Annotated in this window: 23 protein-coding genes; 16 read left to right on the forward strand and 7 right to left on the reverse strand. The window is 62.8% G+C overall.

Annotation, left to right across the window (positions count from 1 at the left end):
* The first annotated feature begins 125 nt into the window (after positions 1–125).
* Both EYW45_RS23345 and EYW45_RS23350 read left to right on the forward strand, forming a co-directional pair.
* Positions 126–1,472, forward strand: coding sequence for a malonyl-CoA decarboxylase domain-containing protein (locus tag EYW45_RS23345; RefSeq protein WP_161137819.1), 1,347 nt, complete (start codon positions 126–128; stop codon positions 1,470–1,472).
* A 33-nt stretch (positions 1,473–1,505) separates the two neighbouring features.
* The gene (locus EYW45_RS23350) at positions 1,506–3,074 is read left to right on the forward strand and encodes a malonate--CoA ligase (RefSeq protein ID WP_161137820.1); all 1,569 of its coding nucleotides are present in this window, start codon (positions 1,506–1,508) and stop codon (positions 3,072–3,074) included.
* Between the two features lie 202 nt (positions 3,075–3,276).
* Here the strand turns inward: EYW45_RS23350 and EYW45_RS23355 are convergent, their stop codons facing one another.
* Complete coding sequence (locus EYW45_RS23355) at positions 3,277–4,245, reverse strand: aldo/keto reductase (protein WP_161137821.1); 969 nt, start codon at positions 4,243–4,245, stop codon at positions 3,277–3,279.
* A 226-nt stretch (positions 4,246–4,471) separates the two neighbouring features.
* Here EYW45_RS23355 and EYW45_RS23360 point away from each other — a divergent pair, with 226 nt between their 5' ends.
* The 10 genes from EYW45_RS23360 (at position 4,472) to pdxJ (ending at position 12,659) form a co-directional block, all read left to right on the forward strand.
* Entirely contained in the window at positions 4,472–5,446 is a 975-nt protein-coding gene (locus EYW45_RS23360) for an ABC transporter substrate-binding protein (protein ID WP_161137822.1), read from the forward strand.
* A 15-nt stretch (positions 5,447–5,461) separates the two neighbouring features.
* Positions 5,462–6,352, forward strand: a complete 891-nt coding sequence (locus tag EYW45_RS23365) for an ABC transporter permease (protein WP_161137823.1) — start codon at positions 5,462–5,464, stop codon at positions 6,350–6,352.
* Position 6,353: 1 nt separating this feature from the next.
* Positions 6,354–7,148 carry an ABC transporter ATP-binding protein gene (locus EYW45_RS23370; protein ID WP_161137824.1) on the forward strand — a complete coding sequence of 265 codons (795 nt, stop codon included), beginning with the start codon at positions 6,354–6,356 and terminating at the stop codon, positions 7,146–7,148.
* Positions 7,149–7,213: 65 nt separating this feature from the next.
* Complete coding sequence (locus EYW45_RS23375; protein ID WP_161137825.1) at positions 7,214–7,561, forward strand: winged helix-turn-helix domain-containing protein; 348 nt, start codon at positions 7,214–7,216, stop codon at positions 7,559–7,561.
* A 52-nt stretch (positions 7,562–7,613) separates the two neighbouring features.
* Positions 7,614–8,291 carry a molybdate ABC transporter permease subunit gene (modB, locus tag EYW45_RS23380; RefSeq protein WP_161137826.1) on the forward strand — a complete coding sequence of 226 codons (678 nt, stop codon included), beginning with the start codon at positions 7,614–7,616 and terminating at the stop codon, positions 8,289–8,291.
* Positions 8,292–8,363: 72 nt separating this feature from the next.
* The gene (gene modA, locus EYW45_RS23385) at positions 8,364–9,116 is read left to right on the forward strand and encodes a molybdate ABC transporter substrate-binding protein (protein ID WP_161137827.1); all 753 of its coding nucleotides are present in this window, start codon (positions 8,364–8,366) and stop codon (positions 9,114–9,116) included.
* Positions 9,117–9,264: 148 nt separating this feature from the next.
* Positions 9,265–10,050 carry an ABC transporter ATP-binding protein gene (locus tag EYW45_RS23390; protein ID WP_161137828.1) on the forward strand — a complete coding sequence of 262 codons (786 nt, stop codon included), beginning with the start codon at positions 9,265–9,267 and terminating at the stop codon, positions 10,048–10,050.
* Between the two features lie 67 nt (positions 10,051–10,117).
* Positions 10,118–10,705, forward strand: coding sequence for a DUF4136 domain-containing protein (locus EYW45_RS23395; protein WP_161137829.1), 588 nt, complete (start codon positions 10,118–10,120; stop codon positions 10,703–10,705).
* Between the two features lie 131 nt (positions 10,706–10,836).
* Positions 10,837–11,799, forward strand: coding sequence for a winged helix-turn-helix domain-containing protein (locus EYW45_RS24645; RefSeq protein ID WP_235939192.1), 963 nt, complete (start codon positions 10,837–10,839; stop codon positions 11,797–11,799).
* Between the two features lie 92 nt (positions 11,800–11,891).
* Positions 11,892–12,659, forward strand: a complete 768-nt coding sequence (gene pdxJ, locus EYW45_RS23405; RefSeq protein WP_161138058.1) for a pyridoxine 5'-phosphate synthase — start codon at positions 11,892–11,894, stop codon at positions 12,657–12,659.
* Positions 12,660–12,746: 87 nt separating this feature from the next.
* Here the strand turns inward: pdxJ and EYW45_RS23410 are convergent, their stop codons facing one another.
* Positions 12,747–13,073 carry a hypothetical protein gene (locus tag EYW45_RS23410; protein ID WP_161137830.1) on the reverse strand — a complete coding sequence of 109 codons (327 nt, stop codon included), beginning with the start codon at positions 13,071–13,073 and terminating at the stop codon, positions 12,747–12,749.
* Positions 13,074–13,331: 258 nt separating this feature from the next.
* Between EYW45_RS23410 and EYW45_RS23415 the strand changes: the two genes are divergently transcribed.
* The gene (locus EYW45_RS23415; RefSeq protein ID WP_161137831.1) at positions 13,332–14,519 is read left to right on the forward strand and encodes a helix-turn-helix domain-containing protein; all 1,188 of its coding nucleotides are present in this window, start codon (positions 13,332–13,334) and stop codon (positions 14,517–14,519) included.
* A gap of 152 nt (positions 14,520–14,671) precedes the next feature.
* On the opposite strand, the gene EYW45_RS23420 is transcribed toward EYW45_RS23415, so the two are convergent.
* From EYW45_RS23420 to EYW45_RS23440, 5 genes are all read right to left on the reverse strand, one after another.
* Positions 14,672–15,757 carry an ABC transporter ATP-binding protein gene (locus EYW45_RS23420; protein WP_161137832.1) on the reverse strand — a complete coding sequence of 362 codons (1,086 nt, stop codon included), beginning with the start codon at positions 15,755–15,757 and terminating at the stop codon, positions 14,672–14,674.
* Entirely contained in the window at positions 15,750–17,519 is a 1,770-nt protein-coding gene (locus tag EYW45_RS23425) for an ABC transporter permease (RefSeq protein WP_161137833.1), read from the reverse strand. Before EYW45_RS23425 ends, EYW45_RS23420 begins: the two co-directional genes overlap by 8 nt.
* A gap of 86 nt (positions 17,520–17,605) precedes the next feature.
* On the reverse strand, positions 17,606–18,703 hold the full coding sequence (locus tag EYW45_RS23430) for an ABC transporter substrate-binding protein (RefSeq protein WP_161137834.1): 1,098 nt from the start codon (positions 18,701–18,703) through the stop codon (positions 17,606–17,608).
* An 83-nt stretch (positions 18,704–18,786) separates the two neighbouring features.
* Entirely contained in the window at positions 18,787–21,405 is a 2,619-nt protein-coding gene (locus EYW45_RS23435; protein ID WP_161137835.1) for a sensor histidine kinase, read from the reverse strand.
* Positions 21,392–22,063, reverse strand: coding sequence for a response regulator transcription factor (locus EYW45_RS23440; protein WP_161137836.1), 672 nt, complete (start codon positions 22,061–22,063; stop codon positions 21,392–21,394). Before EYW45_RS23440 ends, EYW45_RS23435 begins: the two co-directional genes overlap by 14 nt.
* A 204-nt stretch (positions 22,064–22,267) precedes the next feature.
* Between EYW45_RS23440 and acpS the strand changes: the two genes are divergently transcribed.
* The 3 genes from acpS (at position 22,268) to uvrC (ending at position 25,618) form a co-directional block, all read left to right on the forward strand.
* Positions 22,268–22,696 (forward strand): holo-ACP synthase, encoded by a 429-nt coding sequence (gene acpS / locus EYW45_RS23445; protein WP_161137837.1) that lies wholly within the window; start codon positions 22,268–22,270, stop codon positions 22,694–22,696.
* A 74-nt stretch (positions 22,697–22,770) separates the two neighbouring features.
* Entirely contained in the window at positions 22,771–23,829 is a 1,059-nt protein-coding gene (nagZ, locus tag EYW45_RS23450) for a beta-N-acetylhexosaminidase (protein WP_161137838.1), read from the forward strand.
* Positions 23,792–25,618 carry an excinuclease ABC subunit UvrC gene (uvrC, locus tag EYW45_RS23455; RefSeq protein ID WP_161137839.1) on the forward strand — a complete coding sequence of 609 codons (1,827 nt, stop codon included), beginning with the start codon at positions 23,792–23,794 and terminating at the stop codon, positions 25,616–25,618. Before nagZ ends, uvrC begins: the two co-directional genes overlap by 38 nt.
* Positions 25,619–25,636 lie beyond the last annotated feature (18 nt).

Below are 25,636 nucleotides of genomic sequence, written 5' to 3' on the forward strand. Positions count from 1 at the left end.
GTCGTTAAAAGTAGCAATTTCGCGTTAACGCACCTTCAAAGTTCGTACAACGACTGCTAACATCTTCGAAGTTTGTAGGTTCTCGGCGCGCCGTGCGTTGGGAGAAAACGTTGGAGTGTGTCGCCATGTCGTCCCCAGATCCGCGTGCCGCCGGTCGCGCGCCTTCCGGTAAGTCCGCTGCTGCGGCAAAGCCGACCAGCCCTTCGCCCGCACGGGCCGATGCCGCTGACAACGATGCAGCAGCAGGCGCAGCGACCGGGCTGATGGCCCGTATCGGCCGATTGTGGGATCGCGATGTGAGCTTTACCGCCGCACAAGCGCAGGCGCTGCTCTCGGCCCGGCTGACCGACGTTGCGGCCAATCGCCTGGCGCGTGAATGGAGTGCCGCTTATCTTGCCGCCGATGCGCGCGTGCGGCGGGCCTTGCTCACCACATTGACCCAAGCTGCCCAATCGATCGACGACGCCGACATCGGCGGCGGCCAGCGTCTCTTCAAACGTATGAATGCGTTGCCCGATGGACTGCGCTTTCTGGTGGCACTGCGCACGGATATGCTCAAGTGGCGCAAACAGGTGCCGGGCCTCCCGGCTTTCGACAGCACGCTGCAGGATCTGCTCTCGGCCTGGTTCGATGTGGGCCTGCTCGAACTGCGCCGTTTGACGTGGGATTCGCCGGCGTCTCTGCTCGAGAAGTTGATCGTGTATGAAGCGGTGCACGAGATCCAGTCGTGGGAAGACTTGCGCCATCGCGTGGCCGGCGACCGCCGTTGCTATGCCTATTTCCATCCCAAGATGCCGGATGTGCCTCTGATTTTCGTGGAAGTGGCGTTTTCGCCCACCATGGCTGACAACGTCCAGTCGTTGCTGGATACGAAGGCGCCATCCGGCGATCTCGACCGTGCACGGTGGGCCATTTTCTATTCCATTTCCAATACCCAGGCGGGGCTGCGCGGCATCAGTTTCGGCAATTTTCTGCTCAAGCGCGTGATCGATGCGATGGTGGAGGACCTGCCCAAGCTCAAATCGTTTGCAACGCTCTCGCCGATTCCTGGATTCAACGAGTGGCTGGCGAAGCAGGATGCTCAAGCCATTGAAAAGCTGCTGCGGGAAAAGCCGGAAGAACGTCCGCGTGGCCGCTTGCCGGACGGCGAGCGCTGGGTGGCGCGGCTGCAGAAGGCAGCCCGCGGGAGCGCCAATGAGGTCGTGCAGCGCGCCGCGTTCAAGCTTGCTGCGCATTACTTGTCCAGCATGAAGAATGGCCAGCCCCTGGACCCCGTCGCGCGCTTCCACCTGGGCAACGGTGCTCGGGTTGAACGGCTCAACTGGGCGGCCGATCGCTCGGATAAAGGGATCGCTCAGTCCAGCGCCATGATGGTCAATTACCTTTACGCGCTCGATGACCTCGACGACAATCTGGCTCGATTGAACGACGGTACCCCCGTCGTCAGCCGGGCGATCGCGCGCTTGCGATAATCCCGATTGCGATGAACATTCTGGAGACGTTTGATGGTGGTTTCGACCGACGCGCTGGGCGGCGCGAATAATCTTTTCACGCTGCTGGCTTCCGGTTTCTCCGGCAAACCCGATGCGGTGGCCATCGAAACCACCACGCAACGCTATACCTGGCGCGATATCGACGCGGCCACGGCGCGAATGGCCAATCTGCTGGGTTCGCTCCATCTGCCGGCGGGCGCCAGAGTGGCTGCCTATACCGAAAAGTCACCGCAGGCCCTGATGCTTTATTTGGCCACGCTGCGTGCCGGCCTGGTTTATCTGCCGCTCAATACGGCCTACCGCGAAAGCGAACTCGACTATTTCCTGGGCAATGCCGAGCCTGCAGTGGTGGTGTACGGCAGCGCCGACATGGCGTGGATGGCGCCGCTGCTCGAGCGCCGCATTGCGGCATCCGGCACGGTGCATGGGTTCACGCTCGATGCCAACGGTGACGGCACCCTCATCTCCGCGGCCGCGCATTTCCCGGATACGTGCGCGACCGTCGTGCGACAGGCCGACGATCTGGCCGCGATTTTGTATACCTCCGGCACGACCGGGCGCAGCAAGGGCGCCATGTTGTCGCACGGCAATCTGGCCGCCAATGCGCTTACGCTGCGCGATTACTGGGGGTGGCGCGGCGACGACGTGCTCCTGCATATGTTGCCGATCTTTCACGTCCATGGGCTGTTCGTGGCTGCGCAGGGCGCGTTGCTGGCCGGGGCGCGCATGTTGTGGCGAACGAAGTTCGATGTGGACGAGGCGCTGGCTGCCTTGCCGCATGCCACCGTGATGATGGGCGTGCCCACCTACTACGTGCGGCTGCTGGCGGACTCGCGCTTCGACCGATCGGTGTGTCCCAAAGTGCGATTGTTCGTATCGGGTTCGGCGCCGTTGCTCACCGAAACGTTCGAAAGCTTTGCCGACCGGATGGGGCAGCCCATTCTTGAGCGGTACGGCATGAGCGAGACCAATATGCTCACCTCCAACCCGTACCGGCGCGAAGACGGCGCACGACTGGGTGGCACGGTAGGCCGCGCGCTTCCGGGCGTGTCGGTGCGTGTGGTCGACGATGGCAATCAAGCGTTGCCGGCGGGCGAGATTGGCAATGTGCAGGTGCGCGGGCCGAACGTGTTTTCCGGCTACTGGCGCATGCCTGAGAAGACCCGTGAAGAGTTTGCGCCAGGCGGGTGGTTCAAGACCGGCGATGTGGGCCGTTTCGGCGGTGCGCCGGGTGTGCCGGACGATTATCTGTCGATCGTGGGCCGCAGCAAGGATCTCATCATTACCGGCGGGTTCAACGTCTATCCCAAGGAAATCGAAACGGTGCTGGATGATTTGCCGGGCGTGGCGGAATCGGCCGTGATCGGCGTGCCGCATCCGGATTTCGGCGAAGCGGTCGTAGCCGTCGTCGTGGCGAAGCCGGGTGTGGAACTCGATGCCGCAGCTATCCTCAAGGCCTTGAAAGCGGGCATCGCCAACTTCAAGGTACCCAAGCGTATCCACGTGGTGGATCAACTGCCGCGCAATACGATGGGCAAGGTGCAGAAAAACGTGCTGCGCGAGCGTTACGGCCTGAATTAACCAAATAACCAAAACAGCCCGGATTTAACCAAAACAGCCCGGATCGATTCGCGGTATTCGAATCGATCCGGGCTGCTGCGTTTGCGGCCGAAACAAGCACGGCGTCAAACAAGGTGCACGCGGTGCGGCGCGTTCCCGCCATCCTTCGCGACAACCGCACGGCATGATGTGCGGCGTTGCTTTGCCTTTAAAACCATTCCCCTTAAACGTGTTCCTTTTGCCATGCGCTGGCTTGCGTGATCACATCGATATCTGCGGGGGCGAGCTCCAAATGCGCGGCCGCCACCAGCTCGTTCAGTTGTTCGAGCGAGGTGGCACTCGCAATCGGCGAGGTAATGCCCGGCTGTGCCAGTTGCCAGGCCAGGGCGACCTGGCCGAGCGTGGCGCCTGTGCTTTCCGCAACCTGATCCAACGCCGCAAGAATGCGCTCTCCGCGCGGATTCAGGTACTTCTCAATGATCTTCTTGCCCCGCAAGCTCTTGCTGGCGTCCGCAGCGCTGCGGTACTTGCCGGTCAGAAACCCTGCCGCCAATGCGAAATAAGGAATCACACCGATATCCTGAGCCGTGGCGACGGCTTGAATGCCGGACTCATAGGGTTCGCGCGAGTACACGTTGTACTCGGGCTGAATGCTCTCGTAGCGGGGCAGGCCGTGACGCTCGCTTTCGATCAACGCTTCGGACAGTCGAATCGACGTGTAGTTGGAGGCGCCGATGGCGCGCACCTTGCCCTGTTCGATCAGCTTTGCAAAGGCGCCGAGGGTGTCGGCCAACGGGGTGCTTTCGTCGTCTTCGTGGGCCTGATAAAGGTCGATGTAATCGGTATGCAGACGAGCGAGCGAATCGTCGACAGCGCGGTTGATGTAGGCAGGCGCCAGACCCTTCGCGCCGGGACCCATGTCCATGCCGACCTTGGTGCCGATGATGACCTGATCGCGCTTGCCCGTTTTTTCGAGCCAGCGGCCGATGATGACCTCGGATTCGCCGCCGCGGTTTCCTGGCACCCAGCGCGAATACACGTCAGCCGTGTCGATGAAGTTCAGACCTGCATCGACGAGGGCATCCAAGATCGAGAACGCGTCCACTTCGCTTACGGTCCAGCCGAAAACGTTGCCGCCGAAAGTCAGCGGGGGGACCGTCAGTCCTGATCGTCCTAATGCGCGTCGTTGCATAACGTTCTCCAGTTAAGTTGCCAGTATATCGGGCCTCGACCCGGCTTGTTGCGTGCGTTGTCCGACATAAGTCCGACTTACATTCAACACAGGGAAAGCCCGGACACTGTCGAACGCGGGTCACGTTAGACTATCGCTTTTTCAAATCTAGCAAGCGGCGCGCCACAAGCAAAACTTCAAGCGTCGACCGCGTATCGCCCCGTCCACGAGATAAAGGAGTCCACCCATGTTCAATCGCCTGTCTGTTCGCGCCATCGTCGGCGCCACTGCCATGGCCGCCCTGTTGTCGGGCGCGCCCGCGCTGGCACAGGAGAAGTCGGTTGCCGTGACCGCGATCGTCGAGCATCCCGCGCTGGATGCCATTCGTGACGGTGTACAGGATGCGCTGAAGGCAGCCGGTTACAACGCGGGCAAGAACCTCCGTTGGCAATACCAGAGCGCCCAGGGCAATCCGGGTACGGCTGGCCAGATCGCCCGCAAGTTCGTGGGCGACCGCCCCGATGCCATCGTTGCGATCGCCACGCCCTCGGCCCAGGCCGTCGTGGCCGCCACCAAGGATGTGCCGGTGGTGTACTCCGGCGTGACCGATCCCGTGGCGGCGCAGCTCGTGAAGGGATGGGAAGCCTCGGGCACCAATGTCACGGGTGTGTCCGACCGGCTGGCGCTCGACAAGCAAATCGAACTCATCAAGAAGATCGTGCCGCAGGCCAAGCGGGTCGGCATCGTCTACAACCCCGGCGAAGCCAACTCGGTGGTCGTGGTCAAGCAACTGCAGGAACTGCTGCCCAAGGCAGGCATGACGCTGGTGGAAGCGGCGGCACCGCGCTCGGTGGATGTGGGTTCGGCGGCACGCAGCTTGATCGACAAGGTCGATGTCATCTACACCAGCACCGATAACAACGTGGTGTCGGCTTACGAGTCGCTCGTGAAAGTGGGCAATGACGCCAAAGTACCGTTGATCGCCTCGGATACCGATAGCGTCAAGCGTGGCGCGATTGCCGCGCTGGGCGTGGATTACCGTGCGCTGGGCGTGCAAACGGGCAAGATCGTCGTGCGTATTCTCAAAGGCGAAAAGCCGGGCGCGATTCCGTCCGAGAGCAGCAGCAAGGTCGAACTCTTCGTCAATCCGGGCGCGGCGCAGAAGCAGGGCATCACGCTGTCCGAAGCGGTGCTGAAGTCGGCCGCTCAAATCATCAAGTAATCGACGAGCGCCTACATGTCGATGTTCTCATTGCTGGGCGCGCTTGAGATCGGACTGATCTTCAGTCTCGTCGCGCTCGGCGTCCTCATTTCGTTTCGCTTGCTGCGGTTTCCCGATCTTACGGTCGACGGCAGCTTTCCCTTGGGCGGTGCCGTTGCCGCCACGTTGATTTCATTCGGGCACGATCCGTTTCTCGCGACGATTGCCGCCACCGGCGCGGGGGCCGTGGCGGGGCTCTTTACGGGCTGGCTCAATGTTCGTCTGCGCATCATGGATCTGCTGGCCAGCATTCTCATGATGATCGCGTTGTACTCGATCAATTTGCGCATCATGGGCAAGCCCAACGTACCGCTGATCATGGAGCCCACCGTATTCAGCATCCTGCAGCCGGCGTTCTTGAGCGACTACGTGGCGCGACCCTTGATGCTGCTTGTTGTGGTGATCGTGGCCAAGCTGTTGCTCGACTGGTTCCTGTCGACGCAAACCGGTCTCGCCCTGCGCGCGACCGGTGCCAATCCGCGCATGTCGCGCGCGCAGGGCGTCAATACCGGCCGCATGATTCTCGGTGGCATGGCCTTGTCCAATGCCCTGGTGGCGCTGGCGGGCGCGCTCTTCGCGCAAACGCAGGGCGGTGCCGACATCTCAATGGGTATCGGCACGATCGTCATCGGTCTTGCTGCGGTGATCGTCGGTGAAAGCCTGTTGCCGTCGCGGCGTTTGTTCATGATGACGTTGGCCGTGATTCTGGGCGCAATCGTCTATCGGTTCTTCATTGCGTTGGCTCTCAACAGCGATTTCATCGGCCTGCAGGCGCAGGACCTCAACCTCGTGACGGCCGTGCTGGTCACGCTGGCCTTGGTGTTGCCGAACGTCAAGCGACGGATATTCAAGGGCAGGGGGCGCTGATATGTTGAATGCACAGGATCTGCACATCACCTTCAACGCTGGCACGCCCATCGAGAACCGGGCGCTGCAAGGCATGTCGCTCGCGATCGAAGAGGGGCAGTTCGTCACGGTAATCGGCTCCAACGGCGCGGGAAAATCGACGTTTCTCAATGCCGTTTCCGGCGATCTGCCGGTGGATACGGGACGTATCGATATCGACGGCGTGGATGTCACCAGGCAACCCGTCTGGACGCGCGCGCATCAGGTGGCGCGTGTGTTTCAGGATCCGATGGCGGGCACCTGCGAAGATCTCACCATCGAAGAGAACATGGCGCTGGCGCAGGCGCGTGGCACACGGCGTGGCCTTGGGCGAGCCGTGAAAGCCGCATCGCGCGAAGATTTTCGCGCACGCCTGGCCACGCTGGGGCTGGGCTTGGAAAATCGGCTTGGTGACCGTATCGGGTTGCTCTCCGGTGGTCAGCGCCAAGCGGTGAGCCTGTTGATGGCGGCGATTCAGCCATCGCGCATTTTGCTCTTGGACGAGCACACTGCGGCGCTCGATCCACGCACCGCCGATTTCGTACTGAACCTCACGGCGCGCATCGTGGCCGAAAATCGTCTCACCACAATGATGGTCACGCACAGCATGCGGCAGGCGCTCGATGTGGGTGAGCGCACGGTGATGTTGCACCAGGGCCGTGTGGTGCTCGATGTGAGCGGGCCCGAGCGCAGTGCAATGGACGTGCCGGATCTGCTGCAGATGTTCGAGCGGGTGCGCGGCGAAAAGCTGTCTGACGACGCGTTGCTGTTGGGATAACGATACCGGCAGGGGGCCATGCATTCGTGGCCAACTCTCGTCGATCTCGGGCTATAACCACCCCCATGACCTCTCATACGCAGTTTCGTCTTCGCGTTTACCGTGACGCGGATATTGCCATCGGGCCCGGCAAGGTCGCGCTGCTTGAGGCAATCGTGCAGGAAAGGTCGATCACTGCCGCCGCCGCCAAGCTCGGCATGTCGTATCGACGTGCGTGGCTGTTGATCGACGAATTGAACCGATCGCTGAAGCATCCCGCCGTTGCAACGATGACGGGGGGCGCCAAAGGCGGAGGAACGACGGTTACCGATGCCGGGCATGAGTTGATCAAACGTTATCGTTCGATTGAAGAGACGGCGGCGGCGGCTGCGGCTAACGATATCGCCGTGCTCATGGCGATGCTCGCCAAGTAGTCGATCTCAATGGTCACGCTGATCGTTCGAATTTCGTTGTATTCTCCCGGATATGACGAACGCTGCGTTTGATGCCTTCGATTGGTTTCCGCTTGTCCTCTCCCTGAAAGTCGCTGCTTTCGCCACCCTCCTGGCATTGATCGCGGGCGTCAGTCTTGGATGGGTGTTTGCGCGCAAACGTTTCTTTGGCAGCACGGTGCTCGAGGCTGTATTCATGCTGCCGCTGGTGTTGCCGCCTACCGTCATCGGCTACGCGATCCTCGTCGCTGCCGGGCGCCGCAGTCCTCTGGGCGCCTGGCTGCGCGAGCACCTGGATTACACGATCATTTTCAGCTGGCACGGTGCTGTTGTGGCGTCGGCCATTGTGGCGTTGCCTTTGGTCTTGAAATCGGCCAGTTCGGCGTTCGCAGGCGTCGACCGCTCGCTGGAGGCGGCAGCCAGTACCCTGCGCCAATCGCGGTGGTCGGTATTTTTGCGGGTGACGCTGCCGCTGGCATGGCCCGGCATTCTGGCCGGCACGCTGCTGGCGTTTGCCCGAGCGATGGGCGAGTTTGGCGCGTCCCTGATGGTGGCGGGCTCGATCCCCAATCAAACCCAGACATTATCCATGGCGATCTACGACGCGGTGCAGGCAGGTGAGGACGACCTTTCCCTGTTGCTCGTTCTCGTGACGTCAGTCATTTCCATTGCCATTCTGGTGATTTCCAACCGCTACCTTTCGCTTCGTTGAGGGAGCGGTTCGTCGATCCCGATCACTGCGTCGTCGATTTCACTCATTGTTTTGCCCATCCAGAGGAATGCCATGCGCCACCGCTCCCGTCTTGCTTGTCTCGTTCTCGCTTTGTCCGTTCCGTTTTCCGCGTTTGCCGATGAACTGACCGTTTCAGCTGCGGCCAGCCTGACAAACGCCTTCAAAGATTTGGCCAAGCAATTCGAAGCGCAGTCGCCGGGCAACACGGTGCGTCTGAACTTTGCCGCCTCCGGCACGCTTCTGCAGCAGATCAGCCAAGGCGCGCCTGTCGATGTATTCGCCAGCGCCGATCAGCCGACCATGGATAAGGGCGTGGAGCAAAAGCTGATCGACCCCGCGACACGCAAGGATTTCGTCACTAATGCGCTCGTGCTGATTACCCCGAAGCAGGGCAGCCCGGCCGTTAAAACGCTCCAGGATCTTGATCGCGCCGATATCAAACGCATCGCGGTGGGCAAGCTCGCCACGGTGCCGGTGGGGCGCTATACCAAGGAAGCGTTGGACAGCGCCAAGTTGTGGAGCAAGCTCGAGCCGAAGTTCGTGCAGGCCGATAGCGTGCGCCAGGTGCTCGACTACGTGAGCCGCGGTGAGGTCGAGGCAGGTTTCGTGTATCGCACCGACGCGGCCATCATGCCGGATACAGTGAACATCGCGTTGACCGTGGGTGGCCATTCCCCCGTTTCGTACCCGATCGCGTTGACCGCGGACACCAAGCACAAGGCGCTCGCGCAGCAGTTCGTGGACTTCCTCGCCTCGGCACCGGCCCAGGAAGTGTTGGCACGTTACGGTTTCGGCAAGCCTTGATGGGCCCCCTGAACATGCACCGCGCCCGCAGGTCCAGCTGTTTTATATGATTCGATCTGAGTCGCGCATGGCGTGCACGATTCAGATCCTTTCTTGATCGCGCGAGGCGCACACGATTCACATCGTTTCTTAATCAATCTGGGCATTTATGATCGACGTCGATGTGGCATTACGGATGCAGGATGGCAAGCGGCACTTCGAGCTTGCGGTCCGCTTTGCCACGGACGCGCCCTTTGCGGCGTTGTACGGTCCCTCCGGCGCAGGCAAGTCATTGACGCTGCAAGCGATCGCGGGGTTATTGAAACCCACCGCCGGACGAATTCTGCTCGATGGCCGCACCTTGTTCGATGCCGAACGAGGGATCGATCTGAGCCCGCCCGAGCGCCGCATCGGGTATCTGTTTCAGGACTACGCGTTGTTTCCGCACTTGTCGGTGCGGGAAAACATCAGCTTTGGCCTGACGTCGTGGCGCCGTCGGTGGCCCGCGCCGGCCGATCGCGAGCGGGTGGAGATGCTGTTGGCGCGTTTTGGGTTGGCCGACATGGCCGACAGTCGCCCGGACACGTTATCGGGCGGCCAGCAGCAACGGGTGGCGCTGGCGCGGGCGTTGGCCTGCGAGCCTAAGGTGCTGCTGCTCGACGAGCCCTTTGCGGCGCTCAACCCGATGCTGCGCGGGGCGTTGCGGCAGGAACTCGCGCAGGTGCGTGAGCAATGGAATATCCCCGTACTGATGATCACTCACGACGTGGATGACGTGCTCGCGTTGGCGGACGTGGCCTTCGTCTATGAGCAGGGTCGGATCGTGCAGGAGCTCGACCTTCGCACCGGCGAGCGCTTCGCCGGTGCGCGGCAGACACTGGTGGGCGACATTCCGGACGACACGCCGTTGCGCCGCCAGATGCGCGATGCGCTGAGCGGGTATCCATCCAGGTAAGCGGCCGTCGTTGCCTCAAGCGTCTGTTGACGGCATCATGATGATTACCAAACGGGGGTAACTCATCATGAATGTGACGAAAGGGCTGGGACTGATCGCTGCTGCCGCGCTGTTGGCGGGGTGCGCCACAGGGCCGCAGGTGCGATCCGATTACGATACCAGCGCCGATTTTTCGCGCTACCGCACGTTCGGCTTCGTGTCGCCGGCCGGTACGGATAAGAACGGCTACAGCACGCTCGTTACCGAGCGGTTGAAGCGCGCCGCACAGGGGCAGATGGAGATGCGGGGATATACCTATTCGGCATCCAATCCCGACCTGCTCGTGAATTTCAACACCCGGATCGAAGAAAAAACCCGTGTGTCGCCTTCGCCATTTCCGGCGTACTACGGCTATCGCGGCGGCTTCTATGGCGGCTGGCCTGGTTACGCGTGGGGCGACGAGGTCTATCGCTATAACGAGGGCACGGTCAATGTGGATTTGGTCGATGCTCGCAAGAAACAGTTGGTGTGGGAAGGCGTGACGTCGGGCCAGGTCGACGACGCCTCCCAGGCGATGACGGCGAAAAGCCTCGAGCAATCGGTTGCGAATATCTTCACCCGTTATCCGTTTCGTGCAGGTTATGGCCAGTCGCAGTTGCCCGACGGCAAACGCTGAGCGGGTGCGCTGTCCGACGTGATGCAACACGTCGGATTCGTCTGTTTTTTGGAGGAAATGGTCGTTGCAACGGCGGTAGATCGTAATCTTTGGCGCTATTGAGATGTACGTTGTTTTCTCAAGGAGTGCCGATGGATACCCCCTGCGTTGCCCTGCTCGATACCGACGAAACCTTGCGCATCAACACCGCCCATGGGTTGTCTGCGCAAGGTTTGCACGTTTATGGTTGCCGCGATCTTGCGGCGCTCTATAACGTCATCAACCAGCGTCCAACCCATGCCGTGCTGTTGCGCCGCGCACCGGAAACGGCTGCGTTGATCGACGTGCTGTTGCCGCAATTGCGCGCCAACTATTCGATGAGCATTGTGGTCGACTCCATCGATTGTTCGGCCGATGAGCGCCTGCATGCGCTGCAGGCCGGGGCAGACCTGTGTCTGGATCACGCATACGACATGCGCGAGCTTGCTGCGCTGCTGCGGGCGCAAACGCGTGGCCGTGCCTGGCCTCGTCCTGTGGGGTCGCACGATCCGAACGTGGAGCACGACGCCGGGCGTCACGAGGCCGGCCGATTTTTCGAGGGTCTGCCACGGCTGGCGCAGGAGATCTACCGGGGCGGCGAGCTGGCCGAACGGGCCTTCGATATGGACGGGCGCGGCAGCGATCGCGATGCGCGCACCCATGACGACGGTGCTCGCCGTTTCGACCACGATCTGCGAGCGCGCAACGGTGCCACGATCGGATCGGCGCTCGGTTCGGGAGGGGGGCGCAAGGTGACCGCCGACGACAATCGCGGGCAGTGGTGGGTGCGTTTTCAGGGCTGGGTGCTCGTGCCGCCCCAGGGCGCGCCGATCAATCTCACGGGCGTGGAGCGGGCATTCTTCCAGGCGCTGTTGAGCGATCCGGGGCGCGAACTTTCGCGCGAAGCGCTGGTGCGCAGTGCAGCCGGTTGCCAGGTCAAGTCGATCAGCGTGGCAATCAGCCGGCTGCGCAAGAAGGTACGCGCGAGCGGGCTGCGGTTACCGTTGCACACGGTGCATGGGATGGGCTACGTGTTCATCGGCCGGCTCGTGCAGGACGATACTGGCGGCGGGTGACCCGAGGGGTATCGGCAGCACGTGACCAAAAGCTTATGGAAGCCGTGCCGATGCGCTAAAGTACTCGCTTTTGAGCGGGCGGCTTGGCCAACATGATAGAACTCGGCGTCAACATCGATCACGTCGCAACCTTGCGTCAGCAGCGCAAGACGATTTACCCCGACCCTGTCGCTGCGGCGTTGCGTGCGGAAGAGGCGGGTGCCGATCTGATCACGCTGCATCTGCGTGAAGATCGTCGCCATATTCAGGATGCCGACGTACGCGCCCTGCGTCCGCTGTTGCTCACCCGCATGAATCTCGAGTGCGCCGTCACCGAGGAAATGCTGGCGATCGCGTGCGAGGTTCGCCCGAGCGATGTGTGCCTGGTGCCCGAGAAACGTCACGAGCTCACGACCGAGGGCGGGTTGGACGTGCTGGGCGGTCGCGCCGCCATTACTGCGGCCGTCGCGCGCCTGCACGATGTAGGCACGCGCGTGTCGTTGTTCATCGATCCCGAAGCCGACCAGATCCAGGCCGCCGCCGAGTGCGGTGCCACCGTGATCGAGTTGCACACGGGCGCGTTTGCGCATGTGTCGGACGATCCCGCCCAGGCTGCCGTGTGCCAGCACGAAGTGCAGCGGATTGCACGCGCAATCGCGTTCGGCATCAAGTTGGGACTCCGCGTGAATGCCGGCCACGGCTTGCATTACGGCAACGTGCACGCGATCGCGGCGTTGCCGGGGCTGGCTGAATTGAACATCGGTCATGCCATCGTGGCGCAAGCGGTCTTTGATGGTTGGGAAAAAGCCATCCGTGATATGAAAGCATTGATGATTGCCGCGCACGTGGCGCAAGGCAATATGCCGCCGCCGGCCGTCTGATTCCGAGGATGGGCGCGCCCTTAAATGGGGCGCCTGTCAAACACGAAACGCAGTACGCCGTACGCCTGGCTTAACCGGAAGCGCACGCTACGCGTCGGGCGCGTCGTTGCCCTCGTCCGGCGTCTCGTCTTCGTTGCCAGGTGGGCCGCCCGTATCGTCAGACGGGTCGTTCTCGTGGGCGCCACTGCGCCAGATCACCGATTCCATTTGCATGAGGGTGTACGCCGGGGTGGCGGGCACCCCGCCGTCGCGTGCGCGGGCCATGAACTGTGCGGCCGAAAATGGGGCAGTGGTCTGGTGCGATAACGCGGCCAACGCTTGCGCCGCAAGGCGCTCGCACGTCGACAGCGCGAGCTGCAACGTGTCGTCGCGCCGCGCCTCTCGATACCGGCGTTCCAAGTCTCCTCCGCTCACCAGGCTGTCCTTTGAGGGCTGACGGGTACGCACGGGTGCGCGCGTCCTCATCGTTCAAACGAGGTTGAAGTATGTGAGCGCAACTGCGCGGAAATTGTGCCCGTTGTGCCGCAAAGTGTGCGCGCTGTGCCGGATACAAGCCGTTATGTTGTATGTGACACACCCTGCGCGTATTGCCATCGACAGCCAGGACGAGCTGTAGTATCTTGAAATATATAATCGTAATTAGACTCGTTTGTTCGAGTGCAGAGACTACAGATGGCCAGCAATGCAGCATCATGCGAGGCCTTGGCGTTCGACAGCAGCCGCTACCCCTCAGGATCCGAGGCGCGTGCTGCGTGGCAGCACTTTATCGAAGCCTACTTCGACGTCCTCTCGTTCGGCCGCGATGACGACGGTGCGATCCGCGATGACGACGGCGCGATCCACGCTGACGACAGCGCGATCGCTACACGGGCCAACAGCGATGTTCAAACCCCTCCGGTCATGGCGGCCGATCGCGACTTTTACGCGCACGTGCGGCTCTGGCATCCCGGTCCGGTCATCGTCTCGGATACGCGCCTCTCCACCCAGCATTGGATTCGGGATCACGATGCGCGCGCCCGTGCGCAGGTCGATCACCTCATGCTTTATACCCACATCGAGGGCGTCTCCCACATTCGCAACGAGCGCGGGACGTTCGAAGTCGCGCCCGGCGATATCGTGCTGCTCGATCTGGCTGCGCGCCAGGAGGTGCGGATGGGCGAGGCGCACTGCGTCTTTCTCACGATCCCTCGATTGACGCTCAAGCCGCTGGAAGATGTGCACGGCGTGCCGTACTTCGCGCATGTGTCGGCCGATAGTGCGGTTGGACGCTTGCTCCACGAACACGTGATGTCGCTGGTGCGCCATCTGCCGCAGTTGTCGCCCGACGCGCTATCGTGGCTGATCCCCGGGTCGATCGCGCTGATTTCGGCGAGTGTGAACGCCGCCAGCGCAGCGGCCGATGCCGCCGAGCCGGCTGCGGTGTCGCCCATCGCGCGCCGGATTCAGCGTTACGTCGAAGCGAATCTCGCGGCGGGCAGCCTGACGCCGGTCGTGGTGGGCGAGCGTTTCGGCGTCTCGCGGTCGCGGTTGCACCGGCTTTTCGAATCGAGCGGCGGGTTTACGCGCTACGTGCAGTCGCGACGATTGACGCGATGCCTCGAGTCGATGGCGTCGGATCCGCAGCGCAACATTGCCGATATCGCCTATGAGTGGGGCTTCGGCAACCAGAGCGCGTTTTCGCGCGCGTTCAAGCGGCAATTCGGCATGTCGCCGCGTGAAATCAAGCGCGGCACGTCGGGACGCAGGCGTACCGATGCGACGATGGCGGGTACGGTCGACATGGCGCCGCGCAGTGTGCTCACCGAATGGTTGCTCACGCTCAACGCCGACGCGATGGCATTGCGGCGCAGCGGCAAATAAACAGTGCCGCAATGCATGACGGCGGCCATCGGCCGCCGCTACAAGGGATATTCCCCGCCAGACGTCGCGGTGAGATAGGCCGTCAACGTGTCGGGCGCGGTATGGCCGCCCGACGGCGTGGCACGATGTGCCTAGCGTGTTTGCGCTGACGGTCAGGCGCTTGGATACACCCACACGTGCTTGGCCGGGAGCGACAAGCGATGCTGAGCGGTGGGCAGGCTTTCATGCCCGTAGGCGCGAAGCGCCAGTTTGCCTGCCGTGATTTCGCCGGGAGCACGGAAGAGATACTCCCAGCGGTCGCCGAGATACATGCTGGTCACGAGCGGCAACGCAATGGCGTTGTCCTCGGTGTTTTCCGCGGCCAGACGCACTTGTTCGACGCGGATGACGGCCGTGGCCGGTTGGCCTTCCTGCACGCCCGCGGCGGCTTTGCCCCACAGTGACCAGCCTTCGCCCTGTACGCGCGCCGCGCCGTCACGCAATTCGGTGACCTTGCCGGCCAGACGATTGTTGCTGCCCATGAACTCGGCGCAGAAGAGGGTGGATGGCGAGCCATACATTTCCTGCGGCGTGCCTTGCTGCTCAATCTTGCCGTTGTTCAAGAGCAGGATGCGATCGGAGATGGCCATGGCTTCGCCTTGATCGTGCGTCACCATCAGGGCCGACAGCCCCAGCCGCAAAATCAGCTCGCGCAAGAAGGCGCGTGCCTCTTCGCGCAATTTGGCATCCAGGTTCGATAGCGGCTCATCCAGCAGGATCACGGGCGGGTTGTAGACCAGCGCGCGGCCGATCGCCACGCGTTGTTGCTGTCCGCCCGACAAGGCATGCGGATGGCGCTGCGTGAGGTGACCCAAGCCCAATTGGCCGAGTACCGCTTCGACGCGCTCTTTGATTTCCGCGGCGGGCAGTTTGCGCAGCTTCAGCGGGTAAGCCACGTTCTCGAACACGGTTTTGTGCGGCCACAGGGCGTACGACTGAAACACGAGTCCGAGATTGCGATCTTCGGCACGTACTTCGTTGCGCGCCACGCCGTCGTACACCACGCGTTCGCCGATCTTGATGCGGCCCGCCTTGGGGCCTTCCAGGCCGGCCACGGCACGCAACAGGGTGGTCTTGCCGCTTCCCGACGGCCCCAGCAGCGAGACGACTTCGCCTTGCTTCAAGTCCATCGAAACGCCCTTGAGCACCGGCGTATCGCCGTAGTCCAGATGCAGGTCTTCTACCGAAAGCTCAATCATGTAATTTCACTCCAAAGCGCAGGGCGATGCCGAGACCCACCACCACGAGCACGATATTGATCAGAGAAAGCGCGGCCACGATATCGATGGCGCCGGCCGCCCAGAGCGACACCAGCATCGAACCGATGGTTTCGGTGCCGGGCGACAGCAGATACACACCGGTCGAATACTCGCGCTCGAAAATAAGAAACATCAACAACCACGCGCCGATCAGGCCGAACTTGGCCAAGGGCACAGTCACGTGGCGGGTCACCTGCGAACGGGTGGCGCCGGCGCTGCGCGCGGCTTCTTCGAGTTCGGGGCCCACTTGCAGCAAGGTCGAAGAGATCAATCGCAGGCCGTAAGCGATCCACACCACGGTGTAGGCCAGCCACACGCTGAAGATCGTGCTGCGCAACGACCGCAAGGCTTCCACCAGGTTCTCGCGCAGCCACTCGGCGAAGGGCAGCACGGAGAGCCAACCGTCCTCAAGCGAGTTGTCGAGCCACATCGGCACAAACAGGAACACCCACAAGAACGCCAAGCCGGCGAGCAACCCGGGCACCGCACGCGGCACGAGCACGCTGTAATCCATGAAGCGGGTGACCCCGTCCGGCTTGCGGTGCATGGCCAAACCCACGAAGGTGTAGCAGAGCACTGCAGCGGCACCGCCGAACACACCGATCGCGACCGAGTTGACGATGGCGCGAATCAAATTGGGCTGCGAGAACACCGTGCGAAACGCATCGAGCGACAGCACTTCCATCAGGTTGATGTTCATGCCCCAGTTCGACACGAACGCTCGCAGCACCACACCCAGGAGCGGCACCGCAATGGTGACGATCAACCAGAATGCCACGACTGCACCCGCCACCCAGCGCCACTTGCCCAACGGCAACGGCCGGGCGCGCGACGCCTTGCCTTTGACGGTGACGAAGCGGTTGGCCGTGCGCATCAGGCGGCGTTGCAGCGCGACCAACGGCACGGTCATGCAGATCAGCACGACGGCCACAGCCGCCATCAAGTGATACGACGGGATGCCGAGTTTGTTCGTGAGCTTATACAGATAGGTCGCCAACACCAGGTTGCCCTCGGGGTCGCCCAGCACCAGCACGAGGCCGAACACTTCGAGTCCCAGGAAGAAGAGCAGCACCGTGGCGTAAAGGATGGCCGGCCGCACCATGGGCAGGCTGACCGATACCATCACTTGCAACGGCGACGCACCGGCGACGCGCGCGGCTTCTTCGACGTCGGATCCCATGCTGCGCAAGGCCGACGAGATGTACAGATAGGCGTGCGGCACGTGCGTCAAACCGGCGATGATCACGATGCTGGTGAGCGAGTACACGTTCCAGGGCACAAAGCCGATGAGGTCGTTGACCCACAGCGAGATGAAGCCGACGGGGCCGGCTGCCACCACATAGCCGAAGCCCAGCACCATGGGTGAGACGAAGATCGGCACGAGAATCAACGGCTCGATCCAGCGTCTGCCGGGCAGGTCGGTTCGAATCATCAGAAACGCGAGCATCCCGCCCAAGGGGATAGCGATGATCGCCAGGCCGAAGGCCAGGATAAAGCCGCTCTTGAGCGCCTTATAGAAATCGTCGTCGGCAAAAATGAACCGGAACGCGTCGAGGCTGAATACCTTCGACGGTTGAAAGAAGGGGGCCGAGAGAAAGCTCTGATAAACAATCAGCGACAAGGGCACATATATCGCAATCGCTGTGAGCACCACGACCACGCCGCGGGGCAAGGATTGCCATTTTCTGCGTAGGGCAAGCATTGAATCGTCCTGATGGAGCGTGCGTTGAGAACGCCGCCGGCGGTGTGCCGGCGGCAGATTCGGTAACGCGGGGAACGAGGGGCCGGTTACTTACCGGCGGCCGTACGCCACTTCTTGATGAAGTCCAGGCGTTTGTTCTGTTCGAGATACTCGAGCAGCGTTTCGTCCACGGGGATCGGCTTGAGCGAGTCGCCCAGCTTCTTGGTCATGCCATCGACGTCGTTGTCGCCCGGGATGTCATCGCGGATCGAGGCCAGATCGGACTGATTGGCCAGCACGTCCTGACCCTTGGCCGACAGGAGGAAATCGAGCCACAGGCGGGCGGCGTTCTTGTTCTTGGCCTTTTTGCTGATGAAGGCCACGCGCGAGAGCACCAGCGTGTAATCCTTGGGATAGGAGATGCCAATCGACGGATCGGTCTTCGCGCGGGTTTCGGCGTACGAGCCCAGGATGTTGTAGCCGATCAGATTCTCACCCGACGACACGCGTTCCATCATCGTGCCGGTGGACGATTGCACCACCAGGCCGCCCTTGGCGATATTGGCCAGATCTTCGAAGTACGTCTTGTCGTTGCGGCTGTCCTGCACGGCGAGCATGAAACCCACGGCCGATTTCTCGACGTCGTAGGTGGTGACCTTGTTCTTGTACTTGTCGGACTGAGCGGCAATCAGCTTGGCCAGCGCGGCGTGCGAATTGGGCACGTCGCCTTCGGGCACGAGGCGTTTGTTGTAGATGAAGACGGCGGGTTCGTACGTGGTGCCGTAGGCCGAGTCTTTCCATACCGACCACTTCGGCAGTTTGGGCAATTCAGGCGAAGCGTAGTTTTGCGCGTAGTCGGTGGCGAGCTTGAGCGCCGAATCCATCGACGAGCTCCACACCAGGTCACCGCTGGTGCCGCCTGCCGCTTGCTCGCTGATGTAGCGGTTGTACAGCTCGGTGCTGTTCATGTCATTGAATTCGACTTTCACACCGGGATAGGCGGCTTCGAACGCTTTGATGACGGGGCCGGCGGCCTTCGTATCGGTGGTCGAGTAGATGACGACTTTGCCTTCTTTCTTCGCGCCGTCGATGATGCTCTGGTAGGCGGCGGGATACCCTTGCGGCACGGTTTGCGCGATGGCGCTGCCGGTGGCGAGGGCGAAAGCGACGGCGCACGCGGCCGTCAGACGTGACTGGGCAAACATAGTGTCTTCTCCATTAGGATTCATCGCAGCGGGTCTACGCCCGGCGTGATGCATCATAGGAGTCGCTTACTGTCAGCGTCCTGTCACGGTGCGGTTGGCGGTATCAGGGAAATCCCGGTATCGGTAATCAGCCGGCTCCAGTTCTGGATGAAGCGCGAATGGCGGCGCCGGTCCAATCCCACCAGCAGTGCCGGGCTCATCACTACGGGCTGCACGATACCTTGCGAGCGCGCCAGCACCTTTTCCGCCGTCCATCGGCCAGGGGTGTCTTCCATGATCGAGCCCAGCCCCGACTGGCTTGACGCCACGGACTGACCGGACGGCGAGAGCAGATAGTCGACCAGGGCGCGCGCGAGCTCAGGGCGCGGTGCGCGCCGCATGATGAGTACCGAGCGTGCCAGCACCAGCACGTAATCGCGCGGGAATACCACCCCGATCCGCGCGCCTTCGGCTTGGCGCGCCAGCGCGTACGACCCCAGCACGTTGTAGCCGATGTCCATGTCGCCGCGTTCGACGGCATCGAGGATGCCGGCCGATGTGGCGGACAGGCGCGTATCGACCCGCCCGAGCGCATTGGTCAACCCCCAGAAGTTGGACGACAGCAATTCGTCCTGTTCGGCCAGCAGATAACCCACGCCGCTCACGGCGATGTCGTAGGTGCCCACGCGGCCTTGCAGCGATTGATGTTCGCGTTCGAGCAGCGCGACCAGATCCTGCCGCGTGCGCGGGATCGTGGCCTCGGTGAATCGATCGGGGTTGTAGATCCAGACTGCCGGCTCGAACGTGAAGCCGAAAACCTCATCGCGCCATTTGGCCCAGGTCGGCAAGCGCGCGGCTTGGGGCGAGGCGTACTGCATCGCAAAGCCGTCATTGGCCAGGCGCACCTGCAGATCGGCCACCGAGCTCATCAGCACATCGACGTCGTTCAGTTTGCCGGCCACCGTGGCGTCGTAGGCTTCGCGGCCACCCATTTCGCGATACACCACATCCACGTCGGGCCGCTCTTCCTGAAACCCGCGAATCACCGGCACCACCACCGGCGTATCCGTGGGCCCGGCAATCACGAGCGTGCGGCCCGATGGGCGCGGCGCCGGGTAGCGGGTTTCGATCATGCGCGGCACGGCAGTGGTGCCGGGTTCGGTGGTCAATGCCGGTGCATCGGTTTCCATGGCGCGGGCGTCGGGCTGCCCGAGCAGCAGCATCATCGAAACAAACGCAAACAGCACCAGCGCGCGGGTGACCGGCGCCGTGCGATCCGGTGCAGGGCGTGCTGTCGTGGGGTGTGGAGACATCGGGCGCGAGATATTGCCGCCGGCATGCACGCGTCCGCGGGCCAGGGGCAACACCACGCGCGCCGACAGGCCGCCACCGGCCCGATCCTGCAGGCGCAGTGAGCCGCCGTGCATCTCGGCCACATTGCGCACGATCGCCAGTCCCAGTCCGGAGCCGCTCGAATCCGCGCCGCTGCGCCCGCGCACGAAGCGCGCTTGCACGGTTTCTTTTTCATCGTCGGCCACGCCGGGGCCGCGGTCGAGCACCGTGATGGCGACGCGGTAGTTCGATACGGGCGTGGCGTGAATCTCCACGTCGCCGTCCGGCGCATAACGCAAGGCGTTGTCGACCAGATTGCGCAGCATTTCGCGCAACGCCAGCCGGTCGCCGGAAATGCGTGCGCGCCGCACGTCGGGTGCGATGGAAATTTTCAGCCGCGGCACTTGCAAGGGGCCGATGCGACGTCGCGTTTCGTTGATGGTTTCGGCCACGCCCACGAAGTCGCGGCCATGCGTGCCCAGGCGATGGCTGATCGTGGCATCCATCAGCAATTGGTTGATCAGATCGCTGGCTTGCGTGGCGTTGCGATGAATGCGCACCACGCGTTCACGCAAGCGTTCGGGATCGGGTTCGTCCAGCGCCACTTCGGCTTGTGCCCGCAACGAGGCAAGGGGGGTGCGAACCTGATGCGCCGCATCGGCGACCAGATCGTTGAGGGTTGCCATCACGCCGGATAGGCGGTGCATGAACGCATTGAGCGCTTCGACCAGGCGTTGCGTTTCGCGCGGCACCGGCGCGTCGAAGGCGCGCAAGTCGTCGGGCGCGCGTTCGCGCAATGCGCGTTCCATCGTGCGCAGCGGCGAAAACGCCAGCCGCAGGCCGAACCAGATCAGCGCCAGCGCCACGAGCACCAGGGCGACCAGCGGCACCACACTGCGATTCAGGATTTCTGCGGCCAGCACTTCGCGCGCCCCGCGCGTTTCGGCCACCCGCACGGTGACCCAGCCCACGTGCTGCGCGGCTGATACGAGACGGCCCACCGTGACCACGCGGATCGGATCGTCGTGGTAGCGCTGATCGGCGAACACGGGGGTGGCGGACGCGGCCAGCGGCAAGGCAGGTGCCAGATCGTCGTAGCCGGTAATGGGCTCGCCCGCTGGATCGCGCACGCTGTAGAACACGCGCTCCTGGCCGGACATCATGGCCAGCGACGAGAAGGGCGGTTCGACCGTAACGCCGTCGTCGCCCATCTGCACCGACCCTGCGATGGTGAGCGCCGATGCCGCCAGCAGGCGGTCGAATGCCTGGTCCGACGCCGAATGGGCATAACCGCGCAGGAACGCGATCAGCGCAAGCGTGGCCGCAATCAGCAACAGGCAGGCCACCGTGAAGATCCGTCGGCGAATCGAAAACGACTTAAGCCCCGTCATGCACCGTCACCCGATAGCCCACGCCCCGTATCGTGACGATTTCCAACGTCGCGGCCGCGAGTTTCTTGCGCAGACGCGAAATCAGCAGTTCCAATGCGTTGAGCGAGGCATCTTCAGCGTCGAAGAGTTGCACCATCAGGCGTTCCTTCGTCACCGTTTGTCCGAGCCGCGACACGAGAATTTCCAGCAGGCGGAACTCACGCCGGCCGAGCTCGATCGGCAGGCCGTCGATGCTCGCCGTGCGGCCGGCCTGATCCACCACGAGATTGCCGTAGTGGGGGTGGCTGGTCGTCTGCCCGGAAGGCCGGCGCATGAGGGCGCGCAGTCGCGCCTCAAGCTCGCGCAGGTCGAACGGCTTGACGAGATAGTCGTCCGCGCCCAGGTCGAGCATGTCGATCTTGTCTTCGATTTCGGCGCGCGCCGTGATCACCAGCACGGGCGTATCCACACCGGCTGCGCGCAGCGCCCGGATCACGGCAAAGCCATCCGTTCCGGGCAGCATGATGTCGAGCACCAGGGCATCCCAATTGCCTTCGCCCGCGTAGCGCAACGCGGCCGCGCCATCGCGCACCCATTCGACGCTATGGCCCGCACCGCGCAGCTTGCTCTCGATGGCGTCCCCCAGATCGAGATTGTCTTCCGCCAGCAACAACCGCATGACCGATCTCCGCCTCTTCTCGTTATATGCGAGGCAGTGTAGCGCCAAGATACCTCCCGCCGATGGCCGGCCCCAAGGCAGGGTCGGCTGGCCGGCAGGATCCGCATCGCGCGGGAGCAAGGCTGCCGCTCGCGTATCATTTCGAATGTCTTACACGCCACCCGATTTCGAATAGCGGGCAACAGCCAGGAACGGATCATCATCATGAGTGTGGGTAGCGGCAACAACGGCGCCGCCATTGCGGGCATCGGCATGGATTTGCTGCGCGTCGATCGTATCGAGCGCGCGCTTGCGCGTCATGGCGACCGGTTCGCCACCAAGATTCTCGGCCCCCAGGAAATGGACAAGTTCCTCGCCCGACGCGCCCGCGATCCTGCCCGCGGGATTCGCTTTCTGGCCACCCGTTTTGCGGCCAAGGAGGCATTCTCCAAGGCGATCGGCCTTGGCATGCGCATGCCCATGACCTGGACGCGTGTGCAAACCTTGAACGCGCCCAGTGGCCGCCCGATGCTTGTGATCGGTCCCGAGTTGCAGGCCTGGTACGACGAGCGCTTTGGCGCGGCGCACGTGTCGATCACCGATGAGTCGGATATGGCGGCCGCTTACGTCATTGTCGAGACTCGGCGCGCGTGAGTGCCCAATCGTTTTTTTTACCCGCTGCCATCGGTGGTTCCCGAATTGGTTTTACGGATTGATATCCTGCCGTTATGTCTCTTGCTGACGCTTTGAATACCTTGCCGCCCGGTCCCATCATGGTCGATGTGGCGGGCACGACGCTCACTTCCCGCGAGATCGCACGCCTGCGCCAGCCGGCGGTGGGCGGGGTGATTCTCTTTGCCCGCAATTTCACCGATCGGGCCCAATTGGTGGTGTTGACCGCGGCTATCCATGCCGCACGCAGTGAGCCGTTGCTCATTGCCGTCGACCATGAAGGCGGCCGCGTGCAACGCTTTCGTACCGACGGGTTTACGGCCGTGCCGCCCATGGCCGGCTTGGGCCGCGTCTGGGATGGCGACCCTCTTCTGGCCATGCAGCAGGCAACCGCCGCTGGCTATGTGCTCGCCGCCGAGTTGCGCGCCTGCGGCGTGGATTTCAGCTTCACCCCCGTGCTCGATCTGGATTACGGCGTGAGCAAGGTGGTGGGCACGCGTGCCTTTCACCGCGATCCGCGCGTGGTGGCGATGCTGGCGCGCGCGGTGCTGCAAGGGTTGGCACTGGCCGGCATGGGGGCGTGCGGCAAGCATTTTCCCGGACACGGCTATGCCAGGGCCGACTCGCATGTGGCGTTTCCGGTCGATCCCCGCAGTCTGGACACGATTCTGGCCGACGATGCCGCGCCCTATACCTGGCTTGGCGATCTGATTCTGCCGGCGGTGATGCCGGCCCACGTCATCTATCCTGAAGTGGACGAGCGTCCGGCGGGATTTTCGCCGATCTGGGTGCGCGAGATTTTGCGCGGGCGCCTGGGCTACGATGGGATGGTGTTTTCGGATGACCTGACGATGGCCGCAGCCTCGGTCGCCGGTGACATTCTGGCCCGCGTCGAGGCGGCGCTCGACGCCGGTTGCGACATGGCGTTGGTATGCAATCATCCCGACTGGGCCGACGACTTGCTCTCTCGCTTCACGCGACCCCTCCAGCCCGATTCGGTGGCTCGCCTGCGCCGGCTCATGCCGCACACTCAGGCGTTGTCCTGGGATGCCCTGCAAAGCGATCCGTATTACCAGCATGCCCGACACCTTCAATCTCAAATCGTTTCTCTCTGATCTGCCGCATCTGCCCGGTGTCTACCGGCACCTGGACGACACCGGCGAGGTGATGTACGTCGGCAAGGCGCGCGATCTCAAGAAGCGCGTGTCGTCGTATTTCCAGAAAAACCTGGCCAGTCCGCGGATTGCCCAGATGGTGTCGCGCGTCGATCGGGTGGAGGTGACCGTGACGCGGTCCGAGGCCGAGGCGTTGCTGCTCGAAAGCAACCTGATCAAGCGCCTGCGACCGCGTTACAACATCCTGTTTCGCGATGACAAATCCTATCCCTATCTGTGGGTGACGGGCCATCAGTGGCCGCGCATCGCGTATTACCGGGGCGGCACCAACAAACGCGGCGAATTTTTCGGGCCGTTCCCCAATGCGTGGGCCGTGCGCGAAACCATCCAGATCCTGCAAAAGGTGTTTTTGCTGCGCACCTGTGAGGATTCGGTGTTCGCCAACCGCTCCCGGCCCTGTTTGCTGCATCAGATCGGGCGGTGCTCGGCACCGTGCGTGGGCAATATTTCGGCTGACGACTACGCCAACGACGTGCAACGGGCCTCGCGCTTTCTGAATGGCCAGGCAAAGGAAGTGCTGGGTGAAATCGAAACGCGGATGATGAAGGCCGCCGAAGTGTTCGAATTCGAACGGGCGGCCGCGTTGCGCGATCAGATGGGCGCGTTGTCGCGCGTATTGCATCAGCAGACGATGGAAGACACCGCCGGTGGCGATACCGATGTGATCGCCATCGCGATGGCCGGCGGGCGCGTGTGCGTCAACCTGGCCATGGTGCGCGGCGGTCGGCATCTGGGCGACAAACCGTTTTTCCCCAGCCATGCAGAGGCCGAATCGGCCGAAGACATTCTCGAGGCCTTCGTGGGCCAGCATTACGCCGGCGGGGCATTGCCGGCGGTGATCGTGAGCAATACGGCACTGCCCGACCCGGCCTTGATCGAATTGCTGGCCGACGAGGGCAACACCAAGGTGCGATTTCTGAGCCGGCCGCAGGGCACGCGCCGCTCGTGGCTCGAGCAGGCGCAGCGCAACGCCGAAATGGCCCTGGCGCGCGCGCTTACCGAATCCGGTGCCCGCGCCGCCCGAACGATGACGCTGGCCGAAGCGCTCGATATGGATACCGACGAGACCGCGCTCGATGCGTTGCGGATCGAGTGCTTCGACATCAGCCATACCGCAGGCGAAGCGACGCAAGCCTCCTGTGTGGTGTTCGAGCATCACGACATGCAGCCCTCGCTGTATCGGCGATACAACATTGCCGGCATTACCCCGGGCGACGATTACGCCGCCATGCGGCAGGTACTCAACCGCCGTTTCGCAAAAGTGGCCGATGGCGAAGCGCAACTGCCCGGGCTCGTGCTCATCGACGGCGGCAAGGGCCAGGTGGAAGTGGCCCGGCAAGTGTTTACCGAGCTGGGCCTGGACATCCACGTGCTGGTGGGCGTCGCCAAAGGGGAGGGCCGCAAGGTTGGCCTGGAAACGCTGATCTTCGCCGACGAGCGGCCGGCGGTCGCGTTGGGGCCCGGTTCGGCGGCCCTGATGCTGATTGCGCAGATTCGCGACGAGGCCCACCGTTTTGCCATTACGGGCATGCGCGCCAAGCGGGCAAAAACGAGAAACGTGTCGCGGCTGGAGGAAATCGAAGGCATCGGCGCGCGGCGGCGCCAACGATTGCTCACCCGTTTTGGCGGCTTTTCGGGCGTGTCGCGCGCCAGTATTCAGGAGCTGGCTTCCGTGGATGGCATCTCGCAAGAGCTGGCCGAACGGATTTACGAGTCACTGCGCGGCTAATTCGCTCGGGTAAACCCC

The sequence above is a fragment of the Schauerella aestuarii genome, from assembly GCF_009866805.1.
Lineage (GTDB): Bacteria > Pseudomonadota > Gammaproteobacteria > Burkholderiales > Burkholderiaceae_B > Schauerella > Schauerella aestuarii.